General features: G+C 64.5%; 15 protein-coding genes. 9 read left to right on the top strand and 6 right to left on the bottom strand.

Features of this window, described 5'->3' with window-relative positions; genetic code table 11:
- The first annotated feature begins 206 nt into the window (after nucleotides 1-206).
- The 4 genes from QA639_RS25260 (at nucleotide 207) to QA639_RS25245 (ending at nucleotide 4,096) form a co-directional block, all read left to right on the top strand.
- Nucleotides 207-1,130, top strand: a complete 924-nt coding sequence (locus QA639_RS25260) for a division plane positioning ATPase MipZ (RefSeq protein ID WP_157340912.1) — start codon at nucleotides 207-209, stop codon at nucleotides 1,128-1,130.
- 390 nt (nucleotides 1,131-1,520) lie between these two features.
- Complete coding sequence (locus QA639_RS25255; protein WP_050999547.1) at nucleotides 1,521-2,462, top strand: alpha/beta hydrolase; 942 nt, start codon at nucleotides 1,521-1,523, stop codon at nucleotides 2,460-2,462.
- Nucleotides 2,463-2,551: 89 nt separating this feature from the next.
- Nucleotides 2,552-3,292: a vWA domain-containing protein gene (locus QA639_RS25250; protein WP_028336414.1), complete on the top strand. Its 741-nt coding sequence runs from the start codon at nucleotides 2,552-2,554 to the stop codon at nucleotides 3,290-3,292.
- Between the two features lie 84 nt (nucleotides 3,293-3,376).
- Nucleotides 3,377-4,096, top strand: a complete 720-nt coding sequence (locus QA639_RS25245; protein WP_028336413.1) for a DnaJ domain-containing protein — start codon at nucleotides 3,377-3,379, stop codon at nucleotides 4,094-4,096.
- Nucleotides 4,097-4,335: 239 nt separating this feature from the next.
- On the opposite strand, the gene QA639_RS25240 is transcribed toward QA639_RS25245, so the two are convergent.
- Nucleotides 4,336-6,129, bottom strand: a complete 1,794-nt coding sequence (locus QA639_RS25240) for a D-alanyl-D-alanine carboxypeptidase (protein WP_157340914.1) — start codon at nucleotides 6,127-6,129, stop codon at nucleotides 4,336-4,338.
- Nucleotides 6,130-6,552: 423 nt separating this feature from the next.
- Here QA639_RS25240 and QA639_RS25235 point away from each other — a divergent pair, with 423 nt between their 5' ends.
- Nucleotides 6,553-6,891, top strand: coding sequence for a phasin family protein (locus QA639_RS25235; protein ID WP_016844841.1), 339 nt, complete (start codon nucleotides 6,553-6,555; stop codon nucleotides 6,889-6,891).
- 72 nt (nucleotides 6,892-6,963) lie between these two features.
- Here QA639_RS25235 and QA639_RS25230 read toward each other — a convergent pair whose 3' ends face one another.
- Nucleotides 6,964-8,844 carry a TadE/TadG family type IV pilus assembly protein gene (locus tag QA639_RS25230; RefSeq protein WP_050385755.1) on the bottom strand — a complete coding sequence of 627 codons (1,881 nt, stop codon included), beginning with the start codon at nucleotides 8,842-8,844 and terminating at the stop codon, nucleotides 6,964-6,966.
- A 345-nt stretch (nucleotides 8,845-9,189) separates the two neighbouring features.
- A complete protein-coding gene (locus tag QA639_RS25225) occupies nucleotides 9,190-9,366 on the bottom strand; it encodes a hypothetical protein (protein WP_157340917.1) in 177 nt (58 codons plus the stop codon).
- Here QA639_RS25225 and clpS point away from each other — a divergent pair.
- Both clpS and clpA read left to right on the top strand, forming a co-directional pair.
- On the top strand, nucleotides 9,359-9,691 hold the full coding sequence (gene clpS, locus QA639_RS25220; RefSeq protein WP_028336409.1) for an ATP-dependent Clp protease adapter ClpS: 333 nt from the start codon (nucleotides 9,359-9,361) through the stop codon (nucleotides 9,689-9,691). The two genes, QA639_RS25225 and clpS, sit on opposite strands and share 8 nt — an antisense overlap.
- A 258-nt stretch (nucleotides 9,692-9,949) precedes the next feature.
- Nucleotides 9,950-12,355 (top strand): ATP-dependent Clp protease ATP-binding subunit ClpA, encoded by a 2,406-nt coding sequence (clpA, locus tag QA639_RS25215; protein WP_028336408.1) that lies wholly within the window; start codon nucleotides 9,950-9,952, stop codon nucleotides 12,353-12,355.
- 84 nt (nucleotides 12,356-12,439) lie between these two features.
- Here the strand turns inward: clpA and QA639_RS25210 are convergent, their stop codons facing one another.
- The 3 genes from QA639_RS25210 to QA639_RS25200 form a co-directional block, all read right to left on the bottom strand.
- Nucleotides 12,440-13,861 (bottom strand): MFS transporter, encoded by a 1,422-nt coding sequence (locus QA639_RS25210; RefSeq protein WP_283087599.1) that lies wholly within the window; start codon nucleotides 13,859-13,861, stop codon nucleotides 12,440-12,442.
- Between the two features lie 124 nt (nucleotides 13,862-13,985).
- A complete protein-coding gene (locus QA639_RS25205) occupies nucleotides 13,986-14,339 on the bottom strand; it encodes a PilZ domain-containing protein (RefSeq protein ID WP_028336407.1) in 354 nt (117 codons plus the stop codon).
- A gap of 163 nt (nucleotides 14,340-14,502) precedes the next feature.
- Nucleotides 14,503-15,459: an AraC-like ligand-binding domain-containing protein gene (locus QA639_RS25200; protein ID WP_028336406.1), complete on the bottom strand. Its 957-nt coding sequence runs from the start codon at nucleotides 15,457-15,459 to the stop codon at nucleotides 14,503-14,505.
- Nucleotides 15,460-15,666: 207 nt separating this feature from the next.
- Between QA639_RS25200 and QA639_RS25195 the strand changes: the two genes are divergently transcribed.
- On the top strand, nucleotides 15,667-16,677 hold the full coding sequence (locus QA639_RS25195) for a carbon-nitrogen hydrolase family protein (RefSeq protein WP_028336405.1): 1,011 nt from the start codon (nucleotides 15,667-15,669) through the stop codon (nucleotides 16,675-16,677).
- Between the two features lie 30 nt (nucleotides 16,678-16,707).
- Complete coding sequence (locus QA639_RS25190; protein ID WP_050385761.1) at nucleotides 16,708-17,760, top strand: phenylacetaldoxime dehydratase family protein; 1,053 nt, start codon at nucleotides 16,708-16,710, stop codon at nucleotides 17,758-17,760.
- Nucleotides 17,761-17,766 lie beyond the last annotated feature (6 nt).

Genomic DNA, 17,766 nt, shown 5'->3' with positions numbered 1-17,766 from the left:
AGCTTACCAAGTCCGAACCACGATCGGCAAACCGGCCGATAAGCCTTACACGATCTCGAACGCGCGCGGATCAAAGCCGCCGATCGACTCAGCAGTCTTGCTTGATCGATTCATCAGCATGGCCGCAATTGATTTCCTGTCGCAGCGATGCATTTCACTTGACCGCAGCGGCGCTCGCTTTGAAGATCATTGCGGGGATTTGAATCATGTTGGTGCAGGCTCGTCAGGGTCAATCCGGCTCCGCACATGTCATCGTGCTGGGCAACGAGAAGGGTGGATCGGGAAAGTCGACCACCGCCCTGCATATCGCCGTCGCGCTGCTGAAGGCCGGGCAGCGCGTCGCCAGCATCGATCTCGACTGCCGCCAGCAGAGCTTCACCCGCTACATCAGCAATCGCGAGGCCTGGGCGCGACGCACCGGGCTCGACCTCGAGCTCCCGGCACACCACTGCATCAAGTACGGCGAGACGATGCAGATCGAGGAGAACGAGAACGCGGAATTCCAGCAGTTCATGGCCGCGGTGAGTGCGGTGGAACGCGCCTATGATTTCATCGTCATCGATACCCCGGGCGCGGACAGCTACCTGATGCGGCTCGCGCATTCGATGGCCGACACGCTGGTGACGCCGATCAACGACAGCTTCCTCGATTTCGACGTGCTCGGCACCGTCGATCCCGCGACCTACGCGGTGACCGGCGAGAGCCATTATGCGGAGATGGTGCGCGACACCAGACGCAAGCGCCGCCAGCTCGATGGCGCCTCGACCGACTGGATCGTGGTGCGCAACCGGCTGTCGATGCTCGGTTCGCGCAACAAGCAGCTGGTCGCCGACGGCTTGAAGCAGCTGTCGCTGCGGCTCGGGTTCCGCGCGGTCGACGGCTTTGCCGAGCGGGTGGTCTATCGCGAATTCTTCCCGCGTGGGCTGACCGCGCTCGACGACATCGACGAGGCGACGCTCGGCACCCGCCCGAGCCTCGGCCACGTCACCGCCCGCGAGGAGGTGATGAGCCTGCTGCGCCAGCTCAAGCTGCCGCTCGACGAGCGCGGCCGCCGCCGGGCCGCCAACCGGGCCGAATGGTTCAGCCAGGTCGACAAGCCGCTGGAAGTCGACGACATCATCGGCAGCTAGGCCTCCGGGCACTCCTTCGGGCAGGTTCCAGAGCGGCGGGCGCGCAGCAAGTGACGATCGTCACTTCCCGGACGCTCCAGAAGCACGGTAGTCTTGCGGGGTTTTCGGCCACTCCGTCGCCAATATGCCGGAACAAAGCTGGCCAGATCCGGTTTTCCCAAGCCAGCCGCGTTCCCGATCCCTGTCGGCTGGTCTTGAGGTATTATCGTGCCGCAGAGCCATAGCGCCAGAAGCGAATGCACAAAGGTTGTGTGCACCGCACAATGAACGTGCTGCGAAGTCCCAACTTTTAGACTTCCTGTCACAGCGCTGTGACATATATTCTCAAAAGGAGGCCGAAGAGTCTCCGGCCAAGAATAGCCCTGAAAAGGCGGGCACCTCGAGGACGTCATGAAGCGTGGAATTCTCGTTCTGCTTTCTCTCTCCGTGGTGATCACGGCGGCCTATTTCACCGCGAGCAAGTGGGCGATCCGTCACGAAACTCTCATGTTCAAGGACCCGACGCGCGATGAGCGGCCGGTCGCGGTCGACGTTGCCGTGCGCTTCGACAAGGAGATGCAGGCCGACGCTGGCATGATCACGCTGCCGGTTGCGATCCTCAATCATGGCAATACCGTCAAATTCACCGAATATTCCTTCCTCGCGAACGTGTTCGCGGCGCGCGGCTATCTGACCATCAGCATTCAGAACGACCTGCCGTCGGACGGACCGATGGTGACCAAGGTCGGCGAACTCTATGTCGGCCGCCTGCCGCAGTACCAGCGCGGCATCACCAACATCAAGTTCGCGATCGAGGAGATGAAGAAGCGCCAGCCGAACGCGGACTACAGCAAGCTGACGATGGTCGGCCATTCCAATGGCGGCGACATCGCGATGTATTTCGCCAAGCAGTATCCGGACGAGATCAAGAAGGTGGTGACGCTGGACAATCTGCGCGTGCCGTTCATGACCGACGGCAAGTTCAAGATCCTGTCGTTCCGTTCGCATGACTCGCAGTTCAAGCCGGATCCGGGCGTCGTTCCGGATGCCGACGAATGCGAGAAGGCCGGCATCACCGTGGTGAACACCAACTTCCAGCACAACGACATGCGTGACACAGGGCCCGAGAAGGCCAAGGACTCGATCCAGGCCATGCTCGATAAATTCCTCGCCGACACCGACAGCGCTGTCGCGCCGGTCGACACCAGGAATGCGCCGCCGAAGATTCTGGAGCCCGGTCCCGTCTCGCTCTACGTGCCGGTCGAGAAACCTCAGACCTTGACCGATAAGCTCAAGAAGTCGCTCTCGCTGACCAAGACCGAGACGAAGAAGGATCCGTCGGTCACGAACTGACGGGGCGGCCCGCGGTCCAGGCTGGCCTCTCACGTTGACCAATCCACTGCCGCGGCCCACATAGTGTTTGCTGTACGAGGCAAGCGCTGATGGCCGGCAAGACGATCAAACCGACATCCGGAAGCGATGTACGCCCGGCCCATGAGCCTGGCGTGCCGACATCCAGCGCGAACGACATCGCGGCATTCGTCGCCAGGGCGCGAGCGATGTCGCCGCATCGCGCCGGCGCCCACGGCAGGCTGGTGTTCGCGCTCGACGCCACGATGAGCCGGCAGCCGACATGGGACATGGCGTGCACGCTGCAGGCGGACATGTTCCGCGAAGCCGGCGCGCTCGGCAGTCTCGATATCCGCCTCGTCTATTATCGCGGCTTCAATGAGTGCCGTGCGTCGGGCTGGATCTCCGACAGCGCGCAGCTCGCGCGGCTGATGAGCAAGATCGATTGCCAGGGCGGCAACACCCAGATCGGCAAGGTGCTGTCCGAGACGCGTCGCGAAGCGGTCGAGGCAGGGGTGCGCGCCTTGGTGTTCGTCGGCGACGCGATGGAGGAGAGCGCCGACGATCTGTGCGCGAAGGCCGGCGAGCTCGGCCTGCTCAAGGTGCCGGTCTTCATGTTCCAGGAGGGCAGGGATGCGACCGCCGAGCAAACGTTTCGCGAGATCGCGCGACTGACCGGTGGCGCCTGGTGCAGGTTCGATCCCGGCGCGGCCGCGCAACTCCGCGAATTGCTGCGTGCCGCCGCAGCCTATGCCGCCGGCGGCCGCGAGGCGCTGCTGCAGCTGGCCAAGACCGCGAGCGGCGCGGCGAAGCTGATCGGTCAGATGAAATAGCGCCGCGTCGCGTCAGGCTCCGCCTGACGCCGGTGAAACGAAGCTTCGCATGCTTTTTGTCGCCGGGCCGCCTATATTCCCGACATGCCAACGCTGATCGCCGGCGTCATCGCCGTTGTCGTCCTTTATTCCGCGCTGCAGATGTTTCGTGCGGCCAATCCCGCCGTGCTTGCGCGCGCGATCAAGATCGGCGGCGGGGTGCTCGCCCTCGCGGTCGCAGCCTTTACCGGCGTGCGGGGCGAACTGGCGGTGGCAATTCCGCTCGGCATCTTCGGTGCCGGACTGCTCGGCTGGTCGCCGTTCGGAAGCACCGGATTTCCCAATCTCGGCGGCATGTTCGGCGGTTCGCGCAGCCAGGGACAAAGCTCGCGGGTGCGCTCGCAATATCTCGATATGGCCCTCGATCACGGCAGCGGCGTGCTCAGGGGCCAGATCGTGGCCGGACCGCAGGCCGGCCGCATGCTCGATGAATTCGACCTGTCGCAGCTATTGGCGATGGTCCCGAGCTTCGACGCCGAGAGCGTCGCGCTACTTGAAAGCTATCTGGACCGCCGCTTTCCCGCCTGGCGTCAGGACGCACAGGGCGACCGGGCACGGGGGCAGGGCCGTGCGGCGTCGGGTGGCAAAATGACGAACGAGGAGGCCTATCAAATCCTTGGCCTGCAGCCGGGAGCGTCGCGCGACGACATCAGCCGGGCTCACCGTACCCTGATGAAGAAACTCCATCCCGACCAGGGGGGCTCGACGTACCTCGCGGCCCGTGTGAACGAGGCCAAGGACACTCTGCTTCGCACGCATCTCTAACTCCGGCTACGCTACCAACGCCACAGCCGAGAGCTGCCTTCCGTTTCTGATTGATGCCCCGTCTGGCCCGCCGCTGTCCGGCGTGGCCGATCGCTCTTTCGGGAAAACTTAACCGTAAAATCTTGACGAGAAGTTTCATGGTTGCGCCGCGCGCGGCTGGCCGGCCGTTTTCGCGGCGGCAAAAACAAAACGGCCGGCGCTTGCGGCGCCGGCCGTTTGAAATCAGCAGATGCTGGCGATCAGTTGCGAACGGTGATGCAGGAGATCTCGGCGCGCTTCAGCGTCTTGCAAGCCGCCTCGGCCTGATCGCGCTCGAGGCCGGCAAAGCGGGCGCGATAGAGCTTGCGATTATCCTTGGCGACCACCTCGGTGAACGGATCCGCCTTGCTGAGCAGTCCGCGGGCCGAGCTGCGTGCCAGGTCGATGCGCTTGTTGGCCTCGCCCTCGGACTCCAGCGCGCCAACCTGGATGATCCAGCCGGTATGCGCGGCGCTCGGCCTGGCGGCGCTGGTCGGCGGAGCGGCCTGCACGCTGCGGGTTGCGGGTTCGATCGAAGCCACGGCCTGCGGTGCCGGGGCAGCGGGTGCATGGACGGCCGAGGCCGGCAGCACGCCGAGGATGCCGTTGCCGGTGCCGAAATTGGCCGGCTGCGGCGGCATTTCCGGCCTCGAGGTCTCGGCGGCTCGCGCCATCATCGCATTGGAGGTCTCGGGGACCTCTCCGCGCGAGGGGATCGTGTTGGTGATCGGAGGCGCGGACTGCGCCGGGCCGGCCGCGGCGAGCTTGATCTGGCCGGCCTTGACCTGCACCGTCTTCACCTTGACCGGCTTCATCGGTTCAGCCGAGCCGGGAATCGCGGCGATCGGCTGGGTCTGGATCACGCCTGAGGTCAGCGGCGCCGGCTCGGGCTTGGCCTGCGGCTCCGGCTTCGCCGGGAGCGGCGGCAGCGCAGCGGCGGCCGCGGCCATCAGCGAGGGCTTGCTGGCCGGGCGCGGCGCCTGGATCGCCGCAGCTGCGGCGGCGGGCTCCGATGCCGCGACGGGCGAGGTGTCCGGCGCGCGCGCATTATCCGCGTCGGCGACCTCGACATTGGCGTCGGCCGGATTGCGTTCGGTGATCGCGGCGGCGGTGCGGGTGGTCGCGGCCTTCCCGACGTTCTCGGCGAGCAGGTTGCGCATGATGGCGTCACGCGAGCCGCCGCTGCGGCCGCCGAGCACTACGCCGACCAGGAAGCGATTGCCGCGACGCATCGAGGTCACGAGGTTGAAGCCGGAGGCGCGGGTGTAGCCGGTCTTGATACCGTCAACGCCCTCGACGCTGCCGAGCAGATGGTTGTGGTTGCGGATCGATTGGCCGCGGAAGTTAAACACCGAGGTCGAGAAGTAGCGGTAGTAGCGCGGGAAGCGATCCTGGATCGCGCGGCCGAGGGTCGATTGATCGCGCGCCGTCGTCACCTGCTCATCGTTGGGCAGGCCGGAGGCATTGCGATAGACGGTCCGGCTCATGCCGAGTGCGCGGGCCTTGCGGGTCATCATCCGGGCGAAATCGTCTTCGCTGCCGCCGATCGCCTCGGCGATCACGACCGCGGCGTCATTGGCGGAGCGGGTGACCAGGCCCTTGATGGCGTCTTCGATCTTGATGGTCGAGCCGGGCCGCAGGCCGAGCTTGGTCGGGTCCTGTTCGGAGGCGTGCTCGGACACCGGCATTTCGGTGTCGAGCTTCATCTTTCCGGAATCGAGGCGCTCGAACAGCAGATAGAGTGTCATGATCTTGGTCAGCGAGGCGGGGTGGCGCAGGCCGTCGGGACTGGTGGCGGTGAGTACCGAACCGGTGTTGCCGTCGACGATGATCGACGCGAATTGCGGGCTGTAGCTCTCGCGCGCTTCCTGGCTGTGGTGATGACGGGCGTAGTGGCGCCGGTGACGGCGCGCCTCGGCGCTGTCACTCGTGATCAGGATCGCCGTCGTGACGGTCACGAGCCCAAGAACGCCAACTCGCAGCGCCCGCGAGGAGGCCAAGGTTGTTCGAAGCATCTACTTCCCCGTCCCAATTTCTATCTAGATCACTGGCTCGTGAGGCGAAATTGTGCCCGGCGGCCATCGATCCTTGCCTGCGCAACAAACCACTTCGGGCAGCACCATCGGCCGAAACGGCGGCTCAGGTCGCTCTTCTAGCTAAGGTGTTGTTCACAAACAGCTTTCGAGGCTGTCTGTCGGAAGGCGAACAAAGTCCGGGAATCAGGTTAGGCGGACCGAGTTTCCAAAAGATTAAGCAACCGTTGCGTAGTCCCCCGGGGTTTATCGCGAATGCCGGAGATTCGGGGCTGCGTGATTGTGCGATGCACAATATTTATTGACTCTATTGTGCGATGCGATATGGCTATCGGCGTCAGGGGGCCGGGAGCTTCCCGGCAATGGGAATTTGCGCCTTCAAGTCTGGGAAAAGGAATTCCATCCATGGTCAAGATCGAAGACATTCAGAACTACGGCAAAGAGCATTTCGAGTCGGTCACCGCATCGGCGAACAACCTGCAGAGCGGCGTTCAGGCCATCGCCACCGCCTATGGCGACTATGCCAAGAAGTCCTTTGAGGACACCAAGTCGTTCGTCGAGAAGCTGTCGGGCGTGAAGTCGCTGGACAAGGCGCTCGAGGCGCAGACCGAGTACCTGCGCTCGTCCTACGAGACCTTCGTTGCGGAATCGCAGAAGATCGCCGGCCTGTACAGCGACTGCGCCAAGCAGACCTTCAAGCCCTATGAGGGCCTGGTCTCCAAGTTCGCGCCCGCCGCTCAGTAAGCGCAGCGGACCAAGACAAGCGAAAAGCCCGGCCGTTTGGCCGGGCTTTTTTGTTGTGCCTGAAGCGCGCGACTATTTGGCCAGCCGCAGCTTGCTGAGGGCGGTTCCGATCGTGTTGAACGTCGTTAGGATCTGGGTCGAACTAGTCAGCATGAAGAATTTGTCGGGCGTGCTGGCGCAGTTCTTCAGGACGGTCGAGGTCGGATCGGCGGGCGAACTCGTGTTCACCTGGATCGTGTAGATCGTGTACAACGGCGCTCCGTTCGAATCCTTCGCGTTCTGCAGGTTTTGGCACATCAATGCCTGCCTTGCGTCGATCGGATTGCCTGAGGCCTGCGAGCTTCCGTCGCCGTAGTCGGGCCAGCGGTCCTCGGTATTCAGACCGTCGGACAAGAGGATAATGACCCGGTTGTAGGTCGTGTTGGTGTCCTCCGACGGCGTGTTCAGCGGGCCGCCCACCAGCAGCGACTGCCACGCCCAAGCGAGCCCGACGGCTTGGTTGGTGCCGCCGGTCGGCTGCATCGCGTTGACTGCCGTCTTGAGCGCGCTCCAGTTATAGCTCAGCGGAATGATGGGCTCGAGCGGCGTCGAGGCGCTGCTGTTGCAATAGAATGTGCTGTTCTCATAGTACTCGTTGGCCGGGAACAGCGTGGTGACGTCGGATGATGCCGGCAGCACGCCGGTCGCATCGTTCGGCTGGGTGCGGTCCGTGATGCAGCCCGTCCAGTTGCCGATCGGATTGGTGGAGGCCTGCCGCCAGTCGTTCTTCACCGTGGGGGTCTGACTGGTCGAGGTCCACTGGTTGTTGGTCCACCCGACAATGGCGCTGACCCGGGGCTGGCTCGTATTGTCCACGGTATCGTTGGGGCCCGGCTGCGTCCAGTCGTGGGTATACAGCTTGCCGGTGCACTGATAGACGCCGCCGGTCGTCTTGCAACTGCAGCCGGACACCGCGTTGCCCGTGGAGTCCGTCGGACATGCACAGGAGTTCGAGCCGCTGCAGAACACGCCGGTGCCGGCCGCAGTGCTCACCCAGCAGCCATTGTAGCGCGTATGCGAGTTCGCATCGACGCTGGGGCAAATGTAGCCGGAATAAGTCCCGCTCGACGGGATGTAGTTCGTGTTGGACGTGCTGGTCGGGTTCTTCGTGCAGGTGAAGCCGCCATTGTTGTTGGTCCAGGGGCATCGCGCACCGGGTCCGACCGCGTGCCAGTTCATCGGCAGGCTTGCTTGCATGGTGCCGTTCGCGGGCTGCGTGGTCGGCGGATTGAGCCAGTCGGTCCAGTCGATCCAGCTCTGGCCGACATTGCTGGTGCCGACATTGACGACCTTGGCGAACGGAATGACGGAGATGTAGACGTCACCGTTGTTCTTGCTCAGCGCGCTGAGCTGGTCGATCAGTCCGCCGGTTCCGGCCACGGCGTTGCGTAGCGCGGTGATCTTGCCGTCCTGCGCCATCGATCCCGTGTTGTCGAGGGCTAGGGCGACGCGCATCTTGACGTTGCCCCAGGTGGTGGTCGTCGAGCTCTTGAAACCCAGCGTCGGAAAACCGGCCAGCTGCATGAAGTCGGATTTGATGTGGCCGGATCCGCCCAGCAGAATGTTGGCCGCCGCGCCAGAGGTCGGGGTCGTATAGTTGGCCGTGACGGAAATGCCCTGGCCGTCCTTGTTGGTGTAAAGCGCCGTGAAATAGGTCTGCGCCTTGCTCGGGATCTCCGCGGCCGTGATGTTGCCCATGGTCAGATCCTTGGACAGCATCAGCGCGGTCGAATCGAGCGCCGCCTGCATCGCGGAGCGGGCGTTGTTGGCGCGGGTATAGTCGATCGCGGCTCCCACGAAAGCGAGGAGCGGCAGCATTGCGAAGGTGAAGATCACCGCGACATTGCCGTTATTTGCCCTGGAAAACCGGCGAGCAACCGCGCAGACGCGATCGGAAATGGCTGAACCAAGCATGGTACTCTCGTCGAAATGGATTGCTGTAGCATCTCGACCGGCGCCGCTAAACAGATGGTGAATCAGGCGCCGGAAACCCGGCAGGGCGGCGCGGGGGAGGCTCAAAAGCAGGGCAAAAGCACTCGCTATCCTCAATGACGTCTAAATTAGCGGCCCGACTCCTTTGTCAAATCAGGCAGAAATGATTAACCTTCCGAGGGTTGCCGCGCCGGGAATCGGACCGGTGGGCCGCGCCGGGTCTGCGCTTGCGGCAGGGCCTCGCGAGGCCCATATTCGGGAGGTCGATCCGGCCGCCGGATCGGACCGGGAGCGGCAATCTGGAAAGCATTGCTGGGGGTTCCGCGATCAGTCTTGCGGCAATCGCGACCACCGTCCAACTGCCATCCGGTTTCCCGCCATCCGGCTTCCCTTGGGGAATTCGAACGCCTGAGCCATGTTGCGATCCACGTTGACAGTCCCGATTTCCGAGCCGGTTTCGTCGATGCCGGCGGTGGGCGCCGCGCCGGCGCCGAAAATGAACAATGACGACAACCGCAATGGGGCGGGCAGCGGCCCGTCGACCTCGGTCATCACCAAGGTCAAGCCGAAGACCAAGCGCCCGAACCTGTACCGCGTCCTGATCCTGAACGACGACTACACGCCGATGGAGTTCGTCGTTCACGTGCTGGAACGATTCTTCAACAAGGACGCCGAGGCGGCAACCAAGATCATGCTGCACGTTCACCACCACGGGATCGGCGAGTGCGGCGTTTTTACCTACGAGATCGCCGAGACCAAGGTGACGCAAGTCATGGACTTCGCGCGCAAGCACCAGCATCCACTGCAGTGCGTGATGGAAAAGAAATAGGTCGCTGGAACGACTGACCCGCCGCGGGACGCGGAACGGGTCTTGCATCGCGATTTTTGATGGTGGTGAACCGCGTTCCGTACGATCACGGGCGTCGCCGTGCGACGCCCCGATGCCCCGAATTTAGAAGAAAACCATCATCGCGGGACCGGTCTTTCGCCACGATCCGTCGTAACTATATCAAAGGCGATCACGAAGGTTGTTATTGCCTGACCCGGTAATGGCGATCATGATGGCAGGGGGCCATAGAGGACGCGAATGCCAACTTTTTCCCAAAGCCTTGAACAGTCGCTGCACCGTGCATTGGCGATCGCAAACGAGCGCCACCATCAATACGCGACGCTCGAACATCTGCTGCTGTCGCTGATCGATGACTCGGATGCGGCGGCTGTGATGCGGGCCTGCAGCGTCGATCTCGACAAGCTGAGGACCAGCCTCGTTAATTATCTCGAGACCGAATTCGAAAACCTGGTGACTGACGGCGCCGATGACGCGAAGCCGACCGCCGGGTTCCAGCGCGTGATCCAGCGCGCGGTGATTCACGTCCAGTCGTCCGGTCGCGAGGAAGTGACCGGCGCCAACGTCCTGATCGCGATCTTCGCCGAGCGCGAGAGTCATGCCGCGTACTTCCTGCAGGAGCAGGACATGACGCGCTACGACGCCGTCAACTACATCAGCCACGGCATCGCAAAGCGGCCCGGCGTGTCCGAGGCGCGGCCGGTGCGCGGCGTCGACGAGGAAACCGAGACCAAGGGCAACGAGGACGCCAAGAAGAAGGGCGAGGCGCTCGAGACCTATTGCGTCAACCTCAACAAGAAGGCGCGCGACGGCAAGATCGATCCGGTGATCGGCCGCAATGCCGAGATCAACCGTGCGATCCAGGTGCTGTGCCGCCGCCAGAAGAACAACCCGCTGTTCGTCGGCGAAGCCGGCGTCGGCAAGACCGCGATCGCCGAAGGCCTCGCCAAGCGCATCGTCGACAGCGATGTGCCGGAAGTGCTGGCGGCCGCGACCGTGTTCTCGCTCGACATGGGCACGCTGCTTGCGGGCACCCGCTATCGCGGTGATTTCGAGGAGCGGCTCAAGCAGGTCCTGAAGGAGCTGGAGGCACATCCGAACGCCATCCTGTTCATCGATGAGATCCACACCGTGATCGGCGCCGGCGCCACCTCCGGCGGCGCGATGGATGCGTCCAATCTGCTGAAGCCGGCGCTGGCTTCGGGCACGATCCGCTGCATGGGCTCGACCACCTACAAGGAATACCGTCAGCACTTCGAGAAGGACCGCGCGCTGGTGCGGCGCTTCCAGAAGATCGACGTCAACGAGCCGACGGTGGAAGACGCAATCGCGATCCTCAAGGGCCTGAAGCCCTATTTCGAGGATTACCATCGGCTGAAATACACCAATGAGGCGATCGAGGCGGCGGTGCAGCTGTCGTCGCGCTACATCCACGACCGCAAGCTGCCCGACAAGGCAATCGACGTGATCGACGAGTCCGGCGCGGCGCAAATGCTGGTCGCCGAGAGCAAGCGCAAGAAGACGATCGGCATCAAGGAGATCGAGACCACGATCGCGACCATGGCGCGGATTCCACCGAAGAGCGTGTCGAAGGACGATGCCGAGGTGCTGAAGCATCTCGAGCAGACCCTGAAGCGCACGGTGTTCGGCCAGGACAAGGCGATCGAGTCGCTGGCGGCGTCGATCAAGCTGGCGCGAGCCGGCCTGCGCGAGCCGGAGAAGCCGATCGGCAGCTATTTGTTCTCGGGTCCGACCGGCGTCGGCAAGACCGAGGTGGCCAAGCAACTCGCGGCGTCGCTCGGTGTCGAGCTGCTGCGCTTCGACATGTCCGAATACATGGAGCGGCACACCGTGTCGCGCCTGATCGGCGCACCTCCCGGCTATGTCGGCTTCGACCAGGGCGGTTTGCTCACCGATGGCGTGGACCAGCATCCGCATTGTGTCGTGCTGCTCGACGAAATCGAGAAGGCGCACCCGGATCTCTACAACGTGCTGCTGCAGATCATGGATCATGGCCGGCTCACCGACCACAACGGCAAGCAGGTCAACTTCCGCAACGTGATCCTGATCATGACCACGAATGCCGGAGCGGCCGATCTTGCGCGGCAGGCCTTCGGCTTCACTCGCTCGAAGCGGGAAGGCGACGATCACGAGGCGATCAATCGCCAGTTCGCGCCGGAGTTCCGCAACCGGCTGGATGCGATCGTCTCCTTCGCGCACCTCAATGCCGAGGTGATCGGCATGGTGGTCGAGAAGTTCGTGCTGCAGCTCGAGGCGCAACTCGCCGACCGCGACGTCACGATCGAGCTGTCCGAGCCTGCAAAGGCCTGGCTGATCGAGCACGGCTATGACGAGCAGATGGGCGCACGTCCGATGGCGCGCATCATCCAGGAACACATCAAGAAGCCGCTCGCGGATGAGGTGCTGTTCGGCCAGCTCAAGGGCGGCGGACACGTCCGCGTCATCCTGGTCAAGGACGAGGCGACCGCCAAGGACAAGATCGGCTTCGAATATGTCGAGGGCCCGGTCACGCCGAAGCCCGAGAACCTGCCGCCGCGCAAGCGCAAGCCGCCGAAGGGTGGTCCCAACGGTGGCGGAGGCGGCACCAAGGGGCCGGCCTCAAAGGGCCCGATGGTCAAGGTCTGAGGCGCGAGCGAACAACCAAACGAAAAGGCCGGCTGAACAGCCGGCCTTTTTGTTTCTGGCGGTGGTAGGCGCGTCTCCGCGCCGTCACTCGCCCTTCAGCCGCTGGCCCTCCTGGACCCGCACCCGGTCGGCGCCGCGGCTGCCGGCGGTGGACAGCCGGAGCGTGCTGAGTACAGCCCCCACGACGGCAAAGCCGACGCCGACCATCAGCGAGATCCGGGTGCCGTCAGCCGGATAGCGCGCCAGCAGCAGCGCCACCAGAGCGGCGCCGATGGTCTGTCCGAGCAGGCGCGCGGTCCCTAGCATGCCGCTGGCGCCGCCCGAGCGCTCGCGCGGAGCGGCGGCGATCATGGTGCGGTTGTTTGGGGTCTGGAACAGGCCGAAGCCGGCGCCGGCGAGCGCCATGCGCCAGATCACGTCGATCGGCGTCGCGTTGGCCGGCATCAGGGCCAGCGTGCCCAATCCCGTCGCGAACAGCAGCAGGCCGATGCCGCCGAGCAGGCCGGCCGGATAGCGTTCCACCAGCCAGCCCGCGAGCGGGGCCGCGAACGCGACCGCGATCGGCCACGGCGTGATCAACAGGCCGATCTGCACCGCCGAATATCCGAAATGGTTTTCCAGATAGAACGGCATCGCGACAAAAGCCAGCATCTGGCCGCAGAACAAGGCAATCGAGGTGCCGATCGAGAGCGCGAAGATCGGAATCCGCAACAGGTCGACGGGCAGCAGCGGCGAGGGCAGATGCTGCTGCCGCCGGTACAGCAAATGCGAGGCGACCGCGGCGACAGCGAACTCCAATGCACAGAGATACAGCGACCCGCCATGGCCGGCGCTGTCGATCGCGCTGATGCCGAACCCGAACGCAATGGCGCTCAGCGCGGCGCTCTGCCAGTCGAAGGCGTGAACCGCAGGCCTCGTGTGCGGCAGGAAGCGCCAACCCAGCGCCAGCGTGACAATGCCGAGCGGGACATCGATGGCGAACAGATACGGCCAGGTCCCGACCGCCAGGATGAACGAGGCGATGGTCGGGCCGACCGCAGCCGAGATCGCGACCACCAGCGCGTTGACGCCGATGCCGCGGCCGAGCAGCGAATGCGGGTAGATGAAGCGGACCAGCGCGGTGTTGACGCTGAGGATTCCGGCAGCGCCAAACCCCTGCAGGATGCGGGCGACCGTCAGCAGCGGCAGCGTGTGCGACAGCGCGCAGAACAGTGATGCCAGCGTGAAAAGCAACAGCCCAGCCAGATAGACGCGGCGATAGCCGATGATTTCGCCGAGCGAGGCCAGCGGCAGCAGCGAGATCGTGATCGCCAATTGATAGCCGTTGACGATCCAGATCGAGAACGCCGGGCTGGCGTTCAGATCGCGGGCAATGGTCGGCAGCGCAACGTTGGCGATCGAGCCGTCGACGACGGCCATCACGAGGCCGAGCGCGATCGTGAGAATGGCCCAATTGCGCTGCGGTTGCGGCAGCCCGTCGGGATGCTCGATGATCGCGGACGACATGTGGTGGAGTGGCTCTCGGTTCCGGCGTTGCGGGGATTACCGCATGCTGGATTAGCCCGGCCTTTGCAACCCCGAATGCCGGATGCCGGCCGCGACGGGAACGAGGGCTCCGAGCCGAGATGGCTCAGCCCTGGCCGAGCAATTCATTGATGCGCCGCTGCAGCTGCCGCTTCTTGATCTCGCTACGGCGGACCCGCTCGTCGAGATCGCTGACCGGCGTGTCGGAAGTCATGATCCGGAAGGCGAGGCCGACCTTGTTGGCCTGGCGCCAGATCAGGCGGGCCAGGAACGAGCGGCCCTTGCGTGCGACGCTGAGATTCATCTCTTCGGGCAAGTGTGCGGCATCGCTAAATTCAACGCAGGCACCGCCTTCACTGATGTTGCGGACGACGCAATCCATCGTCGAGCCGCGTTCATTGATCTCCGCAACCGCACCATAGAACACCTTCTCGCGTACGCTCTGGCGCCGGTCCTGCATGGGGAAATCCTCCAAATGAACGGCACGACTGTACCGGTCGGCACCAGCGAAAAGAAGGGCGCCGGGGAACCGGTTGCAGTTAGTGTAAATATTTGCTCCCGTGAGGGCGTGGATTCCCGGCTATTTTGCGCCGCAAGAGACCCTTGGCCTCCCTCGAAAAGCTTTAGTTCGGCAGCCGGCTTTGCCGCCAGTCGCGCGGCGACAGGCCATAATGGTCGCGGAACACGCGGCCGAAATGCGAGAGATCGTTAAAGCCCCAGGCGAATGCGATCTCGCCGATGTGACGATGCGCGTGCGCCGGCGAGGCGAGGTCGCGCTTGCAGCGCTCCAGCCGCTGCGCCAGCACGAAGCGCTGGAACGAGGTGTCCTCGTCGGCCAGCAGGCTGTTGACGTAGCGCGGCGAGATGCCGAGCGCGGCGGCCGTCTCGGTGAGGTTGAGCTCGGGGTTCGGCAGATGCGCGAGCACATGCGCCTTCAGCCGGTAGAGCAGCGCGGAGCGGTGGGTCGAGGCCGGCAGCGCGGCGCCGCCGAGCCGCTCGCTCATCGCCATCGCGAGCAGGTCGGCGGCCTGGTCGGCGAGGCGGATCGCGTTGTCAGGATCGAGCTTGTCGGCGATCTCGGAGAGCCCCGCGATGAACTGCCAGGCGAGCCGCTGCACGGGACGATCCGATGTGAACGTGGTCGCAGTTAAGCCCTGGGTGCCGGCGAAGCGCCGGTGCAGCATGGCGCGCGGCACCTGGAAGATGGTCTGCGTGAAGTCGGCGTTGAAGCGCAGCTCATAAGGCCGGGTGGTGTCGTAGAATGCGAACTCGCCGGGCCGGATCACGGTCTCGCGGCCGTCCTGCAGCACGCTGCCAGTGCCGCTCCGGCCGAGCGCGAACAGAACAAAATCCTCGCTGGCGCGTGCGATCCGCGACGGCGTGCGCAGCACCCGTTGCTGGCTCGACGAGACAACGGAGCATTTCACCGCGCCCAGCTGCGTGCTGGTGATGGCGCCGTGGAAGGCGGTGCCGAGATCGGACTTGCAGTCGAGCTGCACGAACACGTCGCAGACGATGTCCTGCCAGAGCGCAAGGCGCCGATGGGTGGGCGCGTCTTCCGTGGTGAACAGGGCCGGCATGATTTCCTCCCTTCACGAGTGCAAACGCTGGCCACGCAAACAAAGCAAGCTTCATACCGGGGACGGCCGGGGAATCTCCTCCGCAGTCGAATTTTCCTTCCGTCCTGGTCGAACGGGGTGCCCGGTCCCGGGGCAGCATGATGTCAGAGGCCGCCATGGCCGATCAAGCACGAACCGGCCGGAGGCGTCGGCCGCGAGGAGGACATCATGGGCATCGAACATCCGAAATACCGCGTTGCGGTGGTGCAGGCCGCACCTGCCTGGCTCGACCTCGACGCGTCCATCGCCAAGTCGGTCGCGCTGATCGAGGAGGCCGCCGCCAAAGGGGCGAAGCTGATCGCATTCCCCGAGGCGTTCATCCCCGGCTATCCCTGGTACATCTGGCTGGACTCGCCGGCCTGGGCGATCGGACGCGGCTTCGTGCAGCGCTATTTCGACAACTCGCTGAGCTACGACAGCCCGCAGGCCGAGAAGCTGCGGCTCGCGGTCAAGAAGGCCGGCATGACCGCGGTGCTCGGCCTGTCCGAGCGCGACGGCGGCAGCCTCTATCTCGCGCAATGGTTGATCGGGCCCGACGGCGAGACCATCGCGAAGCGGCGCAAGCTGCGGCCGACCCATGCCGAGCGCACCGTCTATGGCGAGGGCGACGGCAGCGACCTTGCGGTGCATGATCGTCCCGGCATCGGCCGGCTCGGCGCGCTGTGCTGCTGGGAGCATCTGCAGCCGCTGTCGAAATACGCGATGTACGCCCAGAACGAGCAGGTCCATGTCGCGGCCTGGCCGAGCTTCTCACTGTATGATCCGTTCGCGCCGGCGCTCGGCTGGGAGGTCAACAACGCGGCCTCGCGGGTCTATGCGGTCGAGGGCTCGTGCTTCGTGCTGGCGCCCTGCGCCACGGTCTCGCAGGCGATGGTCGACGAGATGTGCGACCGCGACGACAAGCACGCGCTGCTGCATGTCGGCGGCGGACACGCTGCGATCTACGGGCCGGACGGCAGCTCGATCGCCGAGAAGCTGCCGCCCGATCAGGAGGGCCTGCTGCTCGCCGATATCGATCTCGGCGCGATCGGGATCGCCAAGAACGCCGCCGATCCGGCCGGGCACTATTCGCGCCCCGATGTCACGCGTCTGCTGCTGAACAGGAAGCCCTCGAAGCGCGTCGAGCATTTCGCGCTGCCGCTCGACAGCCTTGAGGAGATCGACGCGGCCGCGAGCTGAAAGCACGACATCCAACTGGAGGCGACTGCCATGGAATCCGCCATTCCATCTCATCTGCAGACAGCCCGATCGCGTCATCGGCGTGTGCCCGACGACTACGCGCCGCCTTATCCGTCCTTCGTCGCGCGCCACAAGCCCGCGGTCACGTGCGTGATCATGGCCTATTTCGGCGTGCAATATCGCGGTGAGCGGAGCGCGGCGGCGACCGACGCGCTGGCGCAGATCGCAACGCGCTTCGCCAGAGAAAACGGTCCGACTCATTGGGACCGTGCGCAATATGTCGACCAGGCCGGCTACACCAACGTCGTCTCGGTCGCCTATTGGGACGATGCCGGGCGTTTCGACGCCTGGTTCGACGGTGCGCGCGAGGCCTGGACCGGTGGCGGCGCCACTGAGGGCGTCGGCCGCTTCATCGAGGTGCTGCGGCCGCATGTTGCGCGCTACGAGACGCTGTTCTCGTCGCTCGGCCGTCCGGAGGGCGTCGCGGTGCTTGCCGACGGCATGAGCGGAGAGGTGCAGGAGCACGCCTATTGGGGCGGTATGCGCGACCGTATCCCGCTGTCGCAGACCGACGCGATGACGCCGGGCGGCGAGCCGCGCGTGATCCGCGACGGCGCACGTATCCGTGTGGTCGCGCATGACAATCTCTGCCTGATCCGCTCCGGACAGGACTGGAGCGACACCGAGGCATCGGAACGCAAGATGTATCTCGACGATGTCGAGCCGGTGCTGCGCGAGGGCATGGATTTCCTGCGCGACGACGGTGTGCCGATCGGCTGCTATGCCAACCGCTATATGCGCGTCGTCGATGCGGAGGGCAGGCCGACCGAAAAATCCTACGGCCAGAGCTGGTGGAAGAGCCTTGCGGCACTCGAGCGCTGGGCGGAATCGCACCCGACCCATGTCAGGATTTTTGGCGCGGCGATGAAGTATCTCTCGACTTTGGGGCCGAACGCCAAGCTCAGGCTGTATCACGAGGTCACGGTGGCAGGCGCCGACGAGCAGTTCTTCGAATATCTCGGCTGCCATGAACGGACCGGCATGCTCACCGCCGTACAGGTCGCCCGAGCGACGACACCTTGAGTTGGC

Source organism: Bradyrhizobium pachyrhizi, from assembly GCF_029714545.1.
Taxonomy (GTDB): domain Bacteria; phylum Pseudomonadota; class Alphaproteobacteria; order Rhizobiales; family Xanthobacteraceae; genus Bradyrhizobium; species Bradyrhizobium pachyrhizi.
The sequence above is the reverse complement of the archived record's forward strand: the minus strand, read 5'-3'. Positions and strand labels throughout refer to the sequence as shown.